The following is a 13,539-nucleotide window of genomic DNA, read 5'->3' on the forward strand; positions in this document are numbered from 1 at the left end:
AGTGCTACCTTTCCGGGCGGTGAATGCGTAATACGGACACTCTACTGAAGTATCGCACCATGCCAGAACACTGTTTCCTCCAGAGTCCCGACCGCTTAGTGATAAAGTGGCACTCCGTGAACACAACTGCAGGCGATTCCACCCAGAGAACCGACGACGAAGCCAAAAAACAAACGCCGTGGTACATCGAAATCCCCGTACTTATCGTTGTAACTTTCTTGGCCGTTGCGCTGATTCACGCTTTCATCGGCCGCGTCTACGTTATCCCCAGCGCCTCTATGGAACCTACGCTGCATGGATGCCAAGGCTGCGACGGTGACCGTATTGCAGCACAGAAAGTTTCTTACTACTTCACTGAACCGGAACCTGGCGACGTCATTGTCTTCGAAGGCACGGACTCGTGGAACCAGGGTTTTACCACTAACCGCAGTGAGAACCCCGCTATTCGGGGTCTGCAGAACTTGGGCTCCTACATCGGGATCGTCGCACCAGATGAGAACATTCTGGTTAAGCGTGTGATTGCGACCGGAGGACAGACTGTATCCTGCCAGGCAGGCGACCCTTCCGTCATGGTTGATGGCCAGCCGACCGACCAATCCTTTACCCTGCAGCCCACCCAATTCCCGGTCGATCCTTCGACAGGATCTGAAGCGTGTGGCGGACCCTACTTTGGCCCCATCACCGTGCCCGATGATCACCTGTTCATGATGGGGGATAACCGCACGAATTCTCTGGACTCGCGCTATCACGTTGGGGACCAACACCAGGGCACAATCCCGCTCGACAACGTGCGTGGCAAGGTAGAATTCCGCTTCTGGCCGCTGGACCGCATCGGAGTAGTCTCTGATCCTGATATCCAGGATGCAGCCTAAAGACCTCTCGGGACAATGCGGGAAACGCTAGAGCATTTGTGATATTTCAGGGGTCTAATGCGCACGCTTAAATATTTGCGGACATACGAGGTTGCGCTCAGTAAAGCGGGGCTTGGGCCAGTGTGTGGCGTCGACGAGGCAGGTCGTGGCGCCTGTGCAGGCCCGGTCACAATCGGCGCGGCGATTCTCCCGGACAAGCCCGATGCCCGCCTAGCAAAGCTGACGGACTCCAAAAAATTAACCCCTGTGCGTCGTGCCGAATTAGAACCAGTAATTAAGCAGGTGGCACTAGCGTGGTCGGTGGTGGATTTCAGCGCAGCACAAGTCGATGCGTGGGGAATCCACACGGTCAACGTTGCAGGCATGCGCGCAGCAATTGCAGCCCTGGGGGTACGGCCTGGCTATGTGCTCACCGACGCATGGCATATCCCGGGGCTGCCCCAACCGCACTTGCCGGTCGTGGGTGGAGACGCCCACGCGCGGTGCATCGCGGCGGCCAGTGTCTTAGCAAAGGTGCATCGCGATAACCTCATGGACGAAATCCACACACAGTATCCGCAGTACCACTTTGACAAGCACAAGGGCTATGGGACGAAGGCACATACCCAAGCTCTGCAGGAGTATGGAGCAAGCCCGGAACACAGGCGTAGTTACTCCAACGTCGCAGCCGTAGCCGCACCACCCCAGCAACTGGTCGAATACCAGCAGGCTGTTGCACGGCAGTGGCGCGCCCTCCCCGGTTGGGGGCCACAACCGACTAACATACACAGCCATGAGCGCTGAGGATCTGGACAATTATGAGGCCGACGTCGAACTGTCCCTGTACCGCGAATATCGTGACGTGGTCAGCCAGTTCTCCTACGTCGTGGAGACGGAACGTCGTTTCTACCTAGCTAACGCCGTTGAACTCATCCCGCATACCAGCGGTAATGACGTCTACTACGAAGTTCGCATGTCAGACGCGTGGGTGTGGGACATGTACCGTCCAGCGCGTTTCGTCCGCTACGTCCGTGTGATTACGTATAAGGACGTCAACATCGAGGAGATGGACAAGCCAGACCTCATGATGCCGGAGAACTAGTTTCACGCTTCTCGACGACCTCCCGGGTGCAAGCCGCCAACGCGCGCAGAGCACCCGGTTTTTGTTTTAGGGAGGCGGTGTGGGGACGGGAGGACGTCGATAAGCAATGTCTTATACGACGATTGTGGATAACTGGGGTGTTTTCAGAGTTATCCACAGACTCAACGCAACGAGGCGGAAAAGTTCTTAAGAAAACTAACCCTTGAACGGGCGTGCGGTCCATACTGAAGTCAGCTTCAGAAAAGAGAAGCACCCCGTTGAAAGTCTTAACGGGGAGGGGAAGATACGCGGTGCCCGGCCGAAACGGATCGGGGAAGTGTTAGTCCGTGCAAGGTCTACTCGGGGAACATCCGGGCCGGGCACCGCGTCAATGAAACGAAACGATATGGGGGACAGGGGATGACTCAGCTTCATACACGCGGGAATACTGCACAACTGAAAAACCAATGGATGCAAGAACTGGGCCGTCAGGGCGAAGCATTCGTGGCCGGATACTACCGCGACCGCGGTTACCGGATTATAGACATGAATGTTCGCTACCGCTGCGGGGAAATAGACGTCATCGCCCAGGACGTGGACAATACGGTGGTGTTCATCGAGGTAAAAACTCGGACCACGAACGATTTTGGGGGAGTGGAATCCGTAGACCACAGGAAACTGCGCAAACTCCGCGCGGCAGCGACCGAATGGTTACGGTCCCGTCCCTGGGTGGAATGCAGGTTTGACGTGGTAGCGCTGACCGTCATGGGACATCACGTCGGTCTCGGTGGGGAGAAGCACTGGCTTTTTAACGTGGATTCGTACCAGGGGGTGGAGTGCGGTGCCGCTTAAACCACAACTCGGATGCACGTACACCTATGCGCTCCATGGAGTGCAAGCACATGTAATCCAAGTAGAAGCAAACATTGGAGCAGGTCTTCCCGGCATGTACATGGTCGGTATGGGCGACACCGCGGTGCGGGAGTCTCGCGACCGCATCAAGACCGCAGCCGTCTATCACCAACTGCCGTGGCCGAAGACAAAAATTACTATCAACTTGTCCCCGGCTGGTTTACCTAAATCCGGTGCGCACTTAGACCTGGCAATCCTGTTGGCTGTCCTCACCGCCAAAGCAGACGACCCGGATGTCCACGAACGATTGCGGTCTACACTCATCGTCGGAGAAGTGGGACTGGATGGTTCGGTGCGCAGGGCACAAGGCGTGCTGCCCGCAATCCATGCCGCGTGGAAAGCAGGATTCCACACCATACTCATCCCAGCCGAGAACGCACATAAGGCCGCCCTGCTGCCAGATTCTGGAATTTACGTTGTGGAATCCGTCAAGGAAGCCTTCCAATGGGCGCTCACCGGGGTGCAGCTTCACACCGCTGTCGATTACGCCCAGGCGCATCCGCATTACGAGCCAGCCCCCCAATACCCTGACTTCGCGGATCTTGCGGGGCAGCCACATGGGCGCCGCGTCGCCGAAATCGCGGCAGCTGGCGGGCATCACCTCATGATGATCGGGCCCCCAGGATCAGGAAAATCGATGGTTGCCGCACGTATCCCGGGAATCCTCCCAGAACTGAATCCAGAAGAAACCATCGAGTGCACCACAATCCATTCAGTCGCAGGCAAGACCACGCGCCCAGTCAGGCATGCACCATTTGTCGCGCCGCACCATTCGATTAGCCCCGCTGCGTTAATCGGAGGTGGTAATCGCCCCACACCTGGTGCAGTCAGCTTGGCGCATAGGGGAGTGCTGTTTATCGACGAAGCCTCAGAGATGCCCGCCCGGATCTTAAATACGTTGCGCACCCCGCTGGAACAGGGAGCAATCTCTTTAGTGCGTTCGCATAGGGAGGTCACGTTCCCAGCCCGTTTCCAGCTCATTTTGGCTGCAAACCCGTGCCCCTGCGGAAACCCTGACCCGCGCTACTGTACGTGTACACCAACAAAACGCATGAATTATTTGGACAATATTGCAGAACCCATCCGGGACCGCATCGACATCGTCACCCACATCGATTCGCAAGGTGCGGTAATCCACGATGATGGGGCAGAAAGCTCGGCAACCATCGCAGCACGCGTCGCCGATGCTCGCGACCGTGCACTGTTCCGTTGGCGCAAAGCACACAAAGCCACCATGACCAACGCCACCATAGATTCGCGTACTTTACGCCGCGATTATCCAGCAACTGAAGACGCAATGTTGGTCCTAAGCACCTATCTGGCACAAGGTGACCTCACCCAACGAGGCGTAGACAGAACTCTACGAGTCGCATGGACCCTAGCAGACCTGGCACACGCAGACGTGCCAACCGTAGAAGAAGTAATGCAGGCGATGGACCTGCACGGGCCGTACGCGGAGGTGGCCGCAGCATGACAGACACCACTCAGGAAATACGTGCCTGGGCCTACTTGAGCAGGGTCGTCGAAGGACCAAGCCGAGCGATGAACACCCTGCTAGAACACGATTGGAAGCCCGTTGATCTAGCAAACGCAATCGTGCGCCGAGACTCCAGATTAGGCGCACTATTGGGGGAGACCGAAGCCCGGCATGATTGGAATCGGGCCGACCTTGATTGCCGCATCGCCAACGAACAAGGCTTTCGACTCATTCATCCAGGCCACCCAGAATGGCCACAAGAAGAATTTGACCTTGCCTTCGGTTACGCGGCGACAGGGGAAAGCCCGCACATTAAAACGTACCAATCCGATGCAGCAGCACCGCACGTCCTGTGGGTCCGCGGACAAGAATCACTGGCAGCATTGACTAAACAGGCACTAGCAATCGTCGGAAGCCGTGCGGTCAGCGCATATGGGAAAGCCGTCACGAGGAAAATCGCAACGGACCTCACACACTACAGGTACACAATCATCTCCGGCGGCGCACTAGGAGTTGACGCCATCGCACACCGCGCAGCACTCGACGCCGGCGGCCCAACCATTGCAGTCGCCGCGTGCGGATTAGACCGCATATACCCAGTGCGCAACACCGAGTTATTCAAAGACATTGCTCGCACAGGACTAGTGATAAGCGAATACCCACCGGAATTCACCCCACAACGCCACCGTTTCTTGACCCGTAACAGATTGGTCGCAGCGCTCACCCAAGGCACCGTAGTCACACAAGCACCATGGCGCTCAGGAGCACTGAACACCCTCAGCTGGGCGGCAGGACTAGGCAAAGTCACCATGGCAATCCCAGGGCCAGTTACGGAAGTAGGCTCCCAAGGCTGCAACACAAAAATCCGCGACGGCGCCGCCCAACTAGTCACCGGCGCCGACGACATTCACTCCCTACTCGACTCATCCTCAACCGTCGACCCCGACGCCCAATACGAACTCGACTTCGCACCCGACGCTCTCCAACAACTCAGCAGGAATGAACTGCGCATCTACGACGCCATCCCACCCGAGACCGGCCTGACAGCAGAAAAAATTGCAGCCGCTGCAGGATTCAGCCTGCCACTTACCGTCCACCTCCTAGTCACACTGCACAAAAAGGAGCTTATCGACGTCACCGCCGGCACCTGGGTACGTCGCCCAACCGACGATTAAGCCGCGCCCCTCACCCAGGCCGGGGGAGCGCGCCGGGGACTATAGTGGTGGACTATGTCTGCTCAGGTAGCCGAAGCCGTTGAAGATTTCGCCGAGTATCTTGTTCTTGTCAAGGGGCGTTCTCAACGCACGGCTACCGCATACCGTTCGGATTTACTCCAGCTTGCGCGTCGAGTGCCTTCGTTTGCGGACTTCACGCTAAGCAAGGTGCGTTCCTGGCTCGCCGAACAGGTCGACGATGGCATCGCTGCGACGACTCTTGCACGCCGCATAGCCGCCGCCCGGGCGTTTTCTACCTGGGCAACGAAGAATGGATACCTTGACCAGGATGTTGCAGCCAAATTAGCAACCCCGAAAACTGGCCGTCATCTCCCAACTGTGCTGGGTGTTCGGCAAGCCTCCGAAATCGTAGAACACCCGGAATCTAAAGATGACGCCCAAACGTTGCGGGATAAGGCGATGCTTGAAGTGCTCTACGCTACCGGGGTGCGGGTCAGTGAACTGTGCGCACTAGATATGCGCGATATTCAGTGGGAAACGAACACCATGACCGTGGTGGGTAAAGGAAACAAGACCAGAGTCGTTCCCTGTGGTACGACAGCGCTGCAAGCGGTACGGGCATGGCTTGAAGAAGGTCGCCCAGAGCTCGCCAACGTTGAAAGCCCCCCAGCTCTTTTCCTAGGAACCCGAGGCGGGCGAATTAATGACCGTCAAGTGCGTCGAATCGTAGATAAGGCCGCGAACGGCGCTGGAGTCCATGGTCTGAGCCCACACGACTTACGGCACACCGCTGCGACTCACCTGTTAGAAGGGGGCGCAGACCTACGTGCAGTTCAAGAGATGCTCGGGCACTCCTCAATGCAGACAACACAGATTTATACGCACGTCGGCTCGGAACGTCTGAAAAATCTGTACAAACAGGCACACCCGCGTGCCTAGACGAGTCCCCGTGTTGGCTTCAAACGGATTGCAGGAGCGTCTAGTAGAGAAAGCGGATTGAGGTATAGGTCTTGCTGGCCTCCTGGGCGTGCACCCCAATGCAGGCCTTCGGAGTGTTGGGTATCGGCGGTCAATGTACCGATAACTTGACCCTCTCTGACGTCGGCTCCTACTTGCACGGTACCGAGGACCGGTTGGTACGTGGTCCGGATTCCGTCGGGATGGTCGATGGAAACAACAGGGGTTCCAGCGACGACCCCGACGAAAGCAACCACACCATCTTCTGCAGCCAGGATGGGTGCTCCGAGTGGCGCCTCCACATCAACGCCCCGGTGTCCTGCCAGCCACGGTTTTGGGGGCGGGGCGAAACCACGAGTGACGCCACGTGCGGTGCTGTCGCCGGTTACAGGATTGACGTAGGCGTAAGCCTTCGTGGGCATGGATATCAGGGCGCCGACGACTACAAAACAGGCAAATAAACGAAAGTGCTTAGAGTGTGTGCTGATCATAAAGCCAGTGTGCGGGAATTTTCTCGAGTCTGCGCATGGCGGTAGCGCGAGCTGTGGAATATGGTGCCAGTGTGACTCATGAGGTTTGCTGTGGATAATTCCGGCCCAACCGGGTGTTTCAGTTTGGAATAAGCGGGCTGCTGGAGTAAGTTGTGGCGCTAGCAGTGTGTGTTTTTGCCATGCACTGACTTCGCGCGGACAGATTATTTACGCGGCTTCCTTGATGTAAAGGAAGCACACTCCCGACGTGGTCCCTGTTTACCAGGGTGTTGGGTGTGCATAACGCTTTCCGCCAGGTCGTAGGACAAGCTGACAAAACCTACGTGGACGTTAACCGAAAATCTAGACTTGAAGAAAGAGGGCTAAAACCATGGCAGTTGTAACCATGCGTGAGCTACTCGATGCTGGTGTCCACTTCGGCCACCAGACTCGCCGTTGGAACCCGAAGATGCGTCGTTTCATCTTCACCGACCGTAACGGCATCTACATCATTGACCTGCAGCAGACTCTCGGCTACATCGACGAAGCTTTCGAGTTTGTCAAGGAGACCGTTGCTCACGGCGGCAACATCCTCTTCGTTGGCACCAAGAAGCAGGCTCAGGAAGCAGTTCAGACCGAGGCAGAGCGTGTTGGCATGCCATACGTCAACCACCGCTGGCTCGGCGGTATGCTGACCAACTTCCAGACCGTTTCCAAGCGTCTTGCACGCATGAAGGAACTGCGGGCTATGGACGCTGCAGAGGACGGCTACGCAGGCCGCGGCAAGAAGGAAATCCTCATGCTCACCCGCGAGCGTCAGAAGCTCGAGCGCGTGCTGACCGGTATCGCCGACATGACCAAGGTTCCTTCCGCACTCTGGATCGTTGACACCAACAAGGAACACATCGCTGTTGCAGAAGCGCACAAGCTGAACATCCCAGTTGTTGCGATCCTTGACACCAACTGCGACCCAGACGATGTCAACTTCCCAATCCCGGGCAACGACGACGCAATCCGCTCCGTCAACCTGCTGACCCACATCATTGGCGAGGCTGTTGTTGCTGGTAAGCAGGCACGCGAAGAGCGTCAGCTTGCAGCACAGCGCGAAGCTGCTGGCGACGCACCTGCAGAAGCTGAGAAGAAGGAAGAAGCTCAAGCAGAAGCTGCTGAGCAGTCCGCTGAGTAAAACTCACTTCTTAGCTAAACCCCTGGATAGACCGAGAACACAGCGCAGGCCGCGCGTATTCGGCCGCCAGGGGTGCTTGCTTTATGAGGGTAGGGTTCACCCGCCCGCAAGAGATTTCCGCACACGACACAGTGCGAAGTATTCGACTACCATCTTTCATTGGTTACCGAACCTAAATAACAAGGAGGATCGCTCCACATGGCGAACTACACTGCCGCAGATGTTAAGAAGCTCCGTGAGCTCACCGGCTCCGGCATGCTCGATTGCAAGAAGGCTCTGGAAGAGACCGAAGGCGATTTTGACAAGGCTGTTGAAATCCTGCGCATCCAGGGCGCAAAGGACGTCGGAAAGCGTGCAGAGCGCGACGCTGCAGAAGGCCTGGTTGCTGTATCCGGCAACACCATGATCGAGGTCAACTCTGAGACCGACTTCGTTGCAAAGAACGCGGAGTTCATCACTGTTGCTGAGAACATCGCGAAGGCTGCAGCAGACGCAAAGGCTAACTCCGCTGAAGAGCTCGCAGCAGTTGAGGTTGAGGGGCAGACCGCAGCACAGTACCTTGAGGCACTGTCTGCAAAGATCGGCGAGAAGCTCGAGCTTCGTCGTGCAGTCACCCTTGTCGGCGACAACGTAGCTGTATACCTGCACCAGCGTTCTGCTGACCTGCCTCCTGCAGTTGGCGTTCTGGTTGCCTACACCGGCGAAGGCGAAGCTGCTGAGCAGGCTGCCCACGGTATTGCAATGCAGATTGCTGCGATGAAGGCTCAGTACCTGACCCGCGAGGATGTTCCAGCTGAGGTTGTTGAGAAAGAGCGCTCCATCGCGGAGCAGATCACCCGCGAAGAGGGCAAGCCAGAACAGGCTATCCCGAAGATCGTTGAGGGTCGTCTCAACGGCTTCTACAAGGACGTTGTCCTTCTGGACCAGGCTTCCGTCGCTGACAGCAAGAAGACCGTCAAGCAGGTTGCTGACGAAGCTGGCATCACCGTTACCGGTTTCGCACGCTTCGAGGTTGGCCAGGCATAAGCCAATCGCATTCATGGTGTGAATGCACCTACGACGCCCTGTGTTGGTTTCCAGCACAGGGCGTTTTTCTGCCCTTTTCGCCAGTGAAGACGATGAATGAGTGGTCAGTCCTCCAGTGTGGTGGAGTCGTACTAGGTGAACGAACCGCGAGACGGTAGGATGAAACACCGAGAATTGTCAGCAGCAACATTAATGTGCAAGGAGCAAAGTCAGTGAGTACTGAAGAAGCCCTCAAACGCGGTCACGGCTACAAGCGAGTCATGCTCAAACTCGGTGGTGAAATGTTCGGCGGCGGCAAGGTCGGCATTGACCCTGACGTTGTCGACAACGTCGCGAAGCAAATCGCCGAAGTCGCTTCCGCTGGAGTTGAGGTCGCAGTAGTCATTGGCGGCGGTAACTTCTTCCGCGGTGCCGAGCTGCAGCAACGCGGAATGGACCGTGCGCGGTCTGACTACATGGGCATGTTGGGCACAGTCATGAATTGTTTGGCACTTCAGGATTTCCTGCAGCAGCGTGGCGTCGATACGCGTGTTCAGACGGCCATCAACATGGCGCAGATCGCTGAACCGTACCTTCCGCTGCGCGCTTCCCGACACTTGGAGAAGGGCCGTGTAGTCATCTTCGGCGCAGGTATGGGCATGCCTTATTTCTCTACCGACACCACTGCAGCGCAGCGAGCTCTGGAAATCGGTGCGGAAGTGCTGCTCATGGCAAAAGCCGTCGATGGTGTCTACGATGACGACCCACGCAAGAATCCGGACGCACAGCTGTTTGAATCGATTACTCCACGGGAGGCTATCGAAAAGGGCCTCAAGGTCGCTGACGCCACTGCATTCAGCTTGTGCATGGACAATGACATGCCAATTCTGGTGTTTAACCTGCTGACCGAAGGAAATATCGCACGCGCGTGCGCCGGCGAGCGAATCGGTACACTAGTAAGTTCATAGACTGCCCAGGGCGGTGTGTATGTGCTCGCGCCCTCGCGTATTGATAACCAAAGGTACAAGGAGAATAACTATGGCTGATATGGAAGAAATTTTGCTCGACGCCGAAGAGCGCATGACGAACTCTGTTGAGCACACCCGTGAGGACCTTTCCACAATCCGTACTGGACGTGCTAACCCGAACATGTTTAACGGTGTTATGGCGGAGTACTACGGTGTCTTGACACCTATTACGCAGATGTCGTCGATCTCTGTCCCCGAGCCACGCATGCTCTTGATTAAGCCTTATGAGCCTTCCGTCATGGACGCCATCGAAACGGCTATCCGTAATTCGGACCTGGGTGTAAACCCAACTAACGACGGCCTCGTCCTGCGCGTCACCGTTCCTCAGTTGACTGAAGAGCGCCGTCGCGACATGGTGAAGTTGGCCAAGTCTAAGGGCGAAGACGGCAAGGTTGCTATCCGTAATGTTCGTCGTTCTGGCATGGAAGCTCTGAAGAAGATGCAAAAGGACGGCGAAGCCGGCGAGGACGAAATCCGCGCATCTGAGCAGGAGCTCGATAAGACCACTGCAAAATACGTAGCAGAGATCGACGAAATCGTTGAGAACAAGGAAAAGGAACTGATGGAAGTCTAAGGCTGCACCAAGCTTCAGTCTTCTTTTCCACACCTTTTTCCGTTTACGTCCCTTTCGAGTTACTGGATTCATAGAGGCCCAAGGAGTTGGCATGACTTCACAATCACCACGCTTTACCCTAGGGCCCCGAAACTCTGCGGGACGTAACCTCAAAGCTGCTATCCCGGTCGCGTTGGGGCTCGTTGCACTTGTTCTCTTAGCCCTGTACGTCGGCCCGGCCGGATGGTACCCGCTCGTAGCGCTGGCCGCGGGGCTTGGCACGTGGGAAGTAACTACCCGTTTGCGGGAAAAGAACTACCAGGTCCCACGCCTTCTACTCATTGCCGGGGGCCAGCTCGTTGTGTGGGCTTCGTGGCCTTTCGGCGTCGTCGGTGCACTCTCAGGCTTCGTGGCTTCGGTCATGGCTGTAATGGTGAGGCGTCTTTTCATTAACGGGCCCAATGCCGCACCGAAAAACTATCTTCGTGATCTTTCGACGAGCATTTTTGTCCTGACGTGGGTGCCGCTTTTTGCAAGTTTCGCGGCAATGATCATGCTTATCGACGCCCCGCACGCCTCCGGAAGCGCCCTGATCATCGCCTTCATGGCGTGCGTTATCGCCTCCGATACCGGTGGATATGTCGCGGGAGTCTTCTTTGGTTCGCACCCGATGGCACCGGCTGTGAGCCCGAAAAAGTCCTGGGAAGGTTTTGCAGGGTCTGTTATCACCGCGGCAATCACGGGCGCGGTGGCTATTCACTGGATCTTCGGGACTGCGGCGTGGTTGGGGATTATTCTGGGCGTCCTTCTAGCTGTGTGCGCTACGTTAGGTGACCTTGTGGAATCCCAATTCAAGCGCGAATTGGGAATCAAAGATATGTCAGCCTTGCTGCCGGGGCACGGCGGGCTCATGGATCGCCTCGATGGAATGCTTCCTGCGGCGACGGTGACATGGCTGATTTTGACAATCCTGGTAAGTTCTTCTTTGCTATAGATACACAATCCCGTTCCGCATCTCGCGTTACCGGCGTTAGTCGGTTGGCACGAGATACTTCATCATGTTTAGGTCGCCCATGGCTACACCCGTAAAACTACAATTTGCTGCCCCCAAGCGTGGCATGCCCCCGAAACATTTCACTGATATGACCCGCGAAGAGCGCATCGACGCTCTGGCAGAGATTGGCTTACCCAAATTCCGCGCGGACCAAATCGCGCGGCATTACTACACGCGTTATGAAGCCGACCCCATGGAGATGACAGATCTTCCAGAAAGCAAGCGCGAAGCGGTCAAGGAAAAGCTCTTCCCGACGTTGATGACACCGCTACGAGATCAAACGACCGACGACGGCGAGACGCAAAAAACCTTGTGGCGTCTTCACGACGGCACCCTGTTGGAATCGGTACTCATGCGGTACCCCGACCGAGCGACACTATGCATTTCCAGCCAGGCTGGCTGCGGAATGAACTGCCCGTTCTGCGCGACGGGACAGGGCGGTTTGGATCGCAACCTTTCCCAGGCTGAAATTGTGGAACAGGTGCGCAATGCGGCAGCCACAATGGAGTCTGAGGGATCGCGATTGTCTAACATCGTCTTCATGGGCATGGGGGAGCCGTTAGCGAACTACAAACGCGTTGTCGGAGCAGTGAAGCAGATCGTTGCTCCTGCGCCTCAAGGGTTCGGAATTTCTCAACGTGGCGTGACTGTATCCACCGTCGGTTTGGCACCCTCGATCCGCAAGCTAGCTGACGAAGAAATGTCCATCCGGCTTGCGGTGTCACTGCACACACCTGATGATGAGTTCCGTGATGAACTAGTCCCGGTAAATAATCGCTGGCCGGTCGCAGAAGTTCTCGATGCGGCACGGTATTACGCCGACAAATCGGGCCGCCGCGTGTCTATCGAATATGCCCTTATTCGCGATAAGAACGATCAAGGCTGGCGCGCCGACATGTTAGGTAAAAAGCTGCATGCGGCACTGGGGCCTAAGGTTCACGTTAACGTCATTCCACTCAATCCAACACCGGGTAGTGAGTGGGACGCCTCGCCTAAGGCACAGCAGGACGAATTTGTGCGACGTGTTCAGGAACAAGGCGTTACGTGCACTGTTCGCGATACAAAGGGTTCGGAGATCGCTGCAGCATGTGGCCAGTTAAAGGCTGACGAAATGTCGCAGTAAGTATGGATGATTACGTGAGTCCGTAGGGGCGTGTAGCCCTATGGCCTCACCCGGTTTCTGCCATAACAAAACGGGCGGACCTCAACGATGAGGTCCGCCCGTTTGCGTAAGAAGCGTTTAATTATCCAGTGCGTGCTTGCCCTGTGATGGGGCGACTCGGAGGTGCTCTACGCGTGCTGGATCGATGTTGAGTGCGCGCAGCTCGGAATCGCTAAGCTCGGCGTAAGGACCGGACAGCGTAGCTTGCTCATAGTTCCAAGCACGTTCTTTGTAACCCACCGGCTTGTTGTGCGCAGTGAGGGTGCGGCGGTTCTTCAACTTCGGTTGGACCATGTGAATGATCAGGCCGAGCGCAATAACGGCTGCCAAGGTGCACAGCCAGATGGTTTCTACGTGGCCGTGGTGGTTGCCAAAGTTCATCAGCAGCAGCAAAGCGACGGAAATCCAGCCCGCAATCTGAATGGCGCGCCCTCCGATGTCGTGCCAGCCCCATGCTGCAGATGGTTCGTCCAAGGTAGAGACCCCGTTGTAGATCTCAGGCTCAATCGTGTGGGAATCAGCCACGGCCAATGCTCCTTTACAGTGTTTTTACGCGAGTTGTGCAATTGGGCCCGGTTAAGGGGCTATCTACCACGCACAATACTGCTCTTATTGTGCCACATGTCCA

15 protein-coding genes are annotated in these 13,539 nt (G+C 56.5%); 13 read left to right on the plus strand and 2 right to left on the minus strand.

What is annotated here, in order from left to right; all coding sequences use genetic code 11:
• The first annotated feature begins 23 nt into the window (after positions 1–23).
• From lepB to ATK06_RS07850, 7 genes are all read left to right on the plus strand, one after another.
• Positions 24–872 carry a signal peptidase I gene (gene lepB, locus ATK06_RS07820; protein ID WP_408608292.1) on the plus strand — a complete coding sequence of 283 codons (849 nt, stop codon included), beginning with the start codon at positions 24–26 and terminating at the stop codon, positions 870–872.
• Positions 873–929: 57 nt separating this feature from the next.
• The gene (locus ATK06_RS07825; protein ID WP_083985896.1) at positions 930–1,655 is read left to right on the plus strand and encodes a ribonuclease HII; all 726 of its coding nucleotides are present in this window, start codon (positions 930–932) and stop codon (positions 1,653–1,655) included.
• Positions 1,645–1,953: a DUF2469 domain-containing protein gene (locus ATK06_RS07830; protein WP_048379273.1), complete on the plus strand. Its 309-nt coding sequence runs from the start codon at positions 1,645–1,647 to the stop codon at positions 1,951–1,953. Before ATK06_RS07825 ends, ATK06_RS07830 begins: the two co-directional genes overlap by 11 nt.
• Positions 1,954–2,352: 399 nt before the next feature.
• On the plus strand, positions 2,353–2,784 hold the full coding sequence (locus tag ATK06_RS07835) for a YraN family protein (RefSeq protein WP_048379272.1): 432 nt from the start codon (positions 2,353–2,355) through the stop codon (positions 2,782–2,784).
• Positions 2,774–4,318, plus strand: a complete 1,545-nt coding sequence (locus ATK06_RS07840; RefSeq protein WP_098389143.1) for a YifB family Mg chelatase-like AAA ATPase — start codon at positions 2,774–2,776, stop codon at positions 4,316–4,318. The genes ATK06_RS07835 and ATK06_RS07840 overlap by 11 nt, the downstream gene beginning before the upstream one ends.
• Entirely contained in the window at positions 4,315–5,496 is a 1,182-nt protein-coding gene (gene dprA / locus ATK06_RS07845) for a DNA-processing protein DprA (RefSeq protein WP_048379270.1), read from the plus strand. The genes ATK06_RS07840 and dprA overlap by 4 nt, the downstream gene beginning before the upstream one ends.
• A 54-nt stretch (positions 5,497–5,550) precedes the next feature.
• Positions 5,551–6,435: a tyrosine recombinase XerC gene (locus ATK06_RS07850; protein ID WP_048379269.1), complete on the plus strand. Its 885-nt coding sequence runs from the start codon at positions 5,551–5,553 to the stop codon at positions 6,433–6,435.
• Here ATK06_RS07850 and ATK06_RS07855 read toward each other — a convergent pair.
• The gene (locus ATK06_RS07855) at positions 6,432–6,875 is read right to left on the minus strand and encodes a M23 family metallopeptidase (RefSeq protein ID WP_048379268.1); all 444 of its coding nucleotides are present in this window, start codon (positions 6,873–6,875) and stop codon (positions 6,432–6,434) included. The genes ATK06_RS07850 and ATK06_RS07855 overlap by 4 nt on opposite strands.
• Positions 6,876–7,314: 439 nt before the next feature.
• Here ATK06_RS07855 and rpsB point away from each other — a divergent pair, with 439 nt between their 5' ends.
• From rpsB to rlmN, 6 genes are all read left to right on the plus strand, one after another.
• Positions 7,315–8,109 (plus strand): 30S ribosomal protein S2, encoded by a 795-nt coding sequence (gene rpsB / locus ATK06_RS07860; protein WP_098389145.1) that lies wholly within the window; start codon positions 7,315–7,317, stop codon positions 8,107–8,109.
• Between the two features lie 198 nt (positions 8,110–8,307).
• Complete coding sequence (gene tsf, locus ATK06_RS07865; RefSeq protein WP_048379266.1) at positions 8,308–9,135, plus strand: translation elongation factor Ts; 828 nt, start codon at positions 8,308–8,310, stop codon at positions 9,133–9,135.
• A 260-nt stretch (positions 9,136–9,395) separates the two neighbouring features.
• Complete coding sequence (pyrH, locus tag ATK06_RS07870) at positions 9,396–10,082, plus strand: UMP kinase (RefSeq protein WP_220271480.1); 687 nt, start codon at positions 9,396–9,398, stop codon at positions 10,080–10,082.
• 79 nt (positions 10,083–10,161) lie between these two features.
• Entirely contained in the window at positions 10,162–10,716 is a 555-nt protein-coding gene (frr, locus tag ATK06_RS07875; RefSeq protein ID WP_048379651.1) for a ribosome recycling factor, read from the plus strand.
• Between the two features lie 91 nt (positions 10,717–10,807).
• Complete coding sequence (locus ATK06_RS07880) at positions 10,808–11,689, plus strand: phosphatidate cytidylyltransferase (RefSeq protein WP_098389146.1); 882 nt, start codon at positions 10,808–10,810, stop codon at positions 11,687–11,689.
• A gap of 79 nt (positions 11,690–11,768) precedes the next feature.
• Positions 11,769–12,872: a dual-specificity RNA methyltransferase RlmN gene (gene rlmN / locus ATK06_RS07885; RefSeq protein WP_098389147.1), complete on the plus strand. Its 1,104-nt coding sequence runs from the start codon at positions 11,769–11,771 to the stop codon at positions 12,870–12,872.
• Between the two features lie 117 nt (positions 12,873–12,989).
• Here rlmN and ATK06_RS07890 read toward each other — a convergent pair whose 3' ends face one another.
• Positions 12,990–13,436 (minus strand): DUF2631 domain-containing protein, encoded by a 447-nt coding sequence (locus ATK06_RS07890; RefSeq protein WP_048379263.1) that lies wholly within the window; start codon positions 13,434–13,436, stop codon positions 12,990–12,992.
• Positions 13,437–13,539 lie beyond the last annotated feature (103 nt).

This window comes from Corynebacterium renale, assembly GCF_002563965.1.
Lineage (GTDB): Bacteria > Actinomycetota > Actinomycetes > Mycobacteriales > Mycobacteriaceae > Corynebacterium > Corynebacterium renale.

What these genes read in the sequence shown, in the direction of transcription:
- lepB (WP_408608292.1), top strand. Translation starts at nt 24, where the DNA reads ATGCGTAATACGGACACTCTACTGAAGTATCGCACCATGCCAGAACAC.
- ATK06_RS07825 (WP_083985896.1), top strand. Translation starts at nt 930, where the DNA reads ATGCGCACGCTTAAATATTTGCGGACATACGAGGTTGCGCTCAGTAAA.
- ATK06_RS07830 (WP_048379273.1), top strand. Translation starts at nt 1,645, where the DNA reads ATGAGCGCTGAGGATCTGGACAATTATGAGGCCGACGTCGAACTGTCC.
- ATK06_RS07835 (WP_048379272.1), top strand. Translation starts at nt 2,353, where the DNA reads ATGACTCAGCTTCATACACGCGGGAATACTGCACAACTGAAAAACCAA.
- dprA (WP_048379270.1), top strand. Translation starts at nt 4,315, where the DNA reads ATGACAGACACCACTCAGGAAATACGTGCCTGGGCCTACTTGAGCAGG.
- ATK06_RS07850 (WP_048379269.1), top strand. Translation starts at nt 5,551, where the DNA reads ATGTCTGCTCAGGTAGCCGAAGCCGTTGAAGATTTCGCCGAGTATCTT.
- ATK06_RS07855 (WP_048379268.1), bottom strand. Translation starts at nt 6,875, where the DNA reads ATGCCCACGAAGGCTTACGCCTACGTCAATCCTGTAACCGGCGACAGC.
- rpsB (WP_098389145.1), top strand. Translation starts at nt 7,315, where the DNA reads ATGGCAGTTGTAACCATGCGTGAGCTACTCGATGCTGGTGTCCACTTC.
- tsf (WP_048379266.1), top strand. Translation starts at nt 8,308, where the DNA reads ATGGCGAACTACACTGCCGCAGATGTTAAGAAGCTCCGTGAGCTCACC.
- pyrH (WP_220271480.1), top strand. Translation starts at nt 9,396, where the DNA reads ATGCTCAAACTCGGTGGTGAAATGTTCGGCGGCGGCAAGGTCGGCATT.
- frr (WP_048379651.1), top strand. Translation starts at nt 10,162, where the DNA reads ATGGAAGAAATTTTGCTCGACGCCGAAGAGCGCATGACGAACTCTGTT.
- ATK06_RS07880 (WP_098389146.1), top strand. Translation starts at nt 10,808, where the DNA reads ATGACTTCACAATCACCACGCTTTACCCTAGGGCCCCGAAACTCTGCG.
- rlmN (WP_098389147.1), top strand. Translation starts at nt 11,769, where the DNA reads ATGGCTACACCCGTAAAACTACAATTTGCTGCCCCCAAGCGTGGCATG.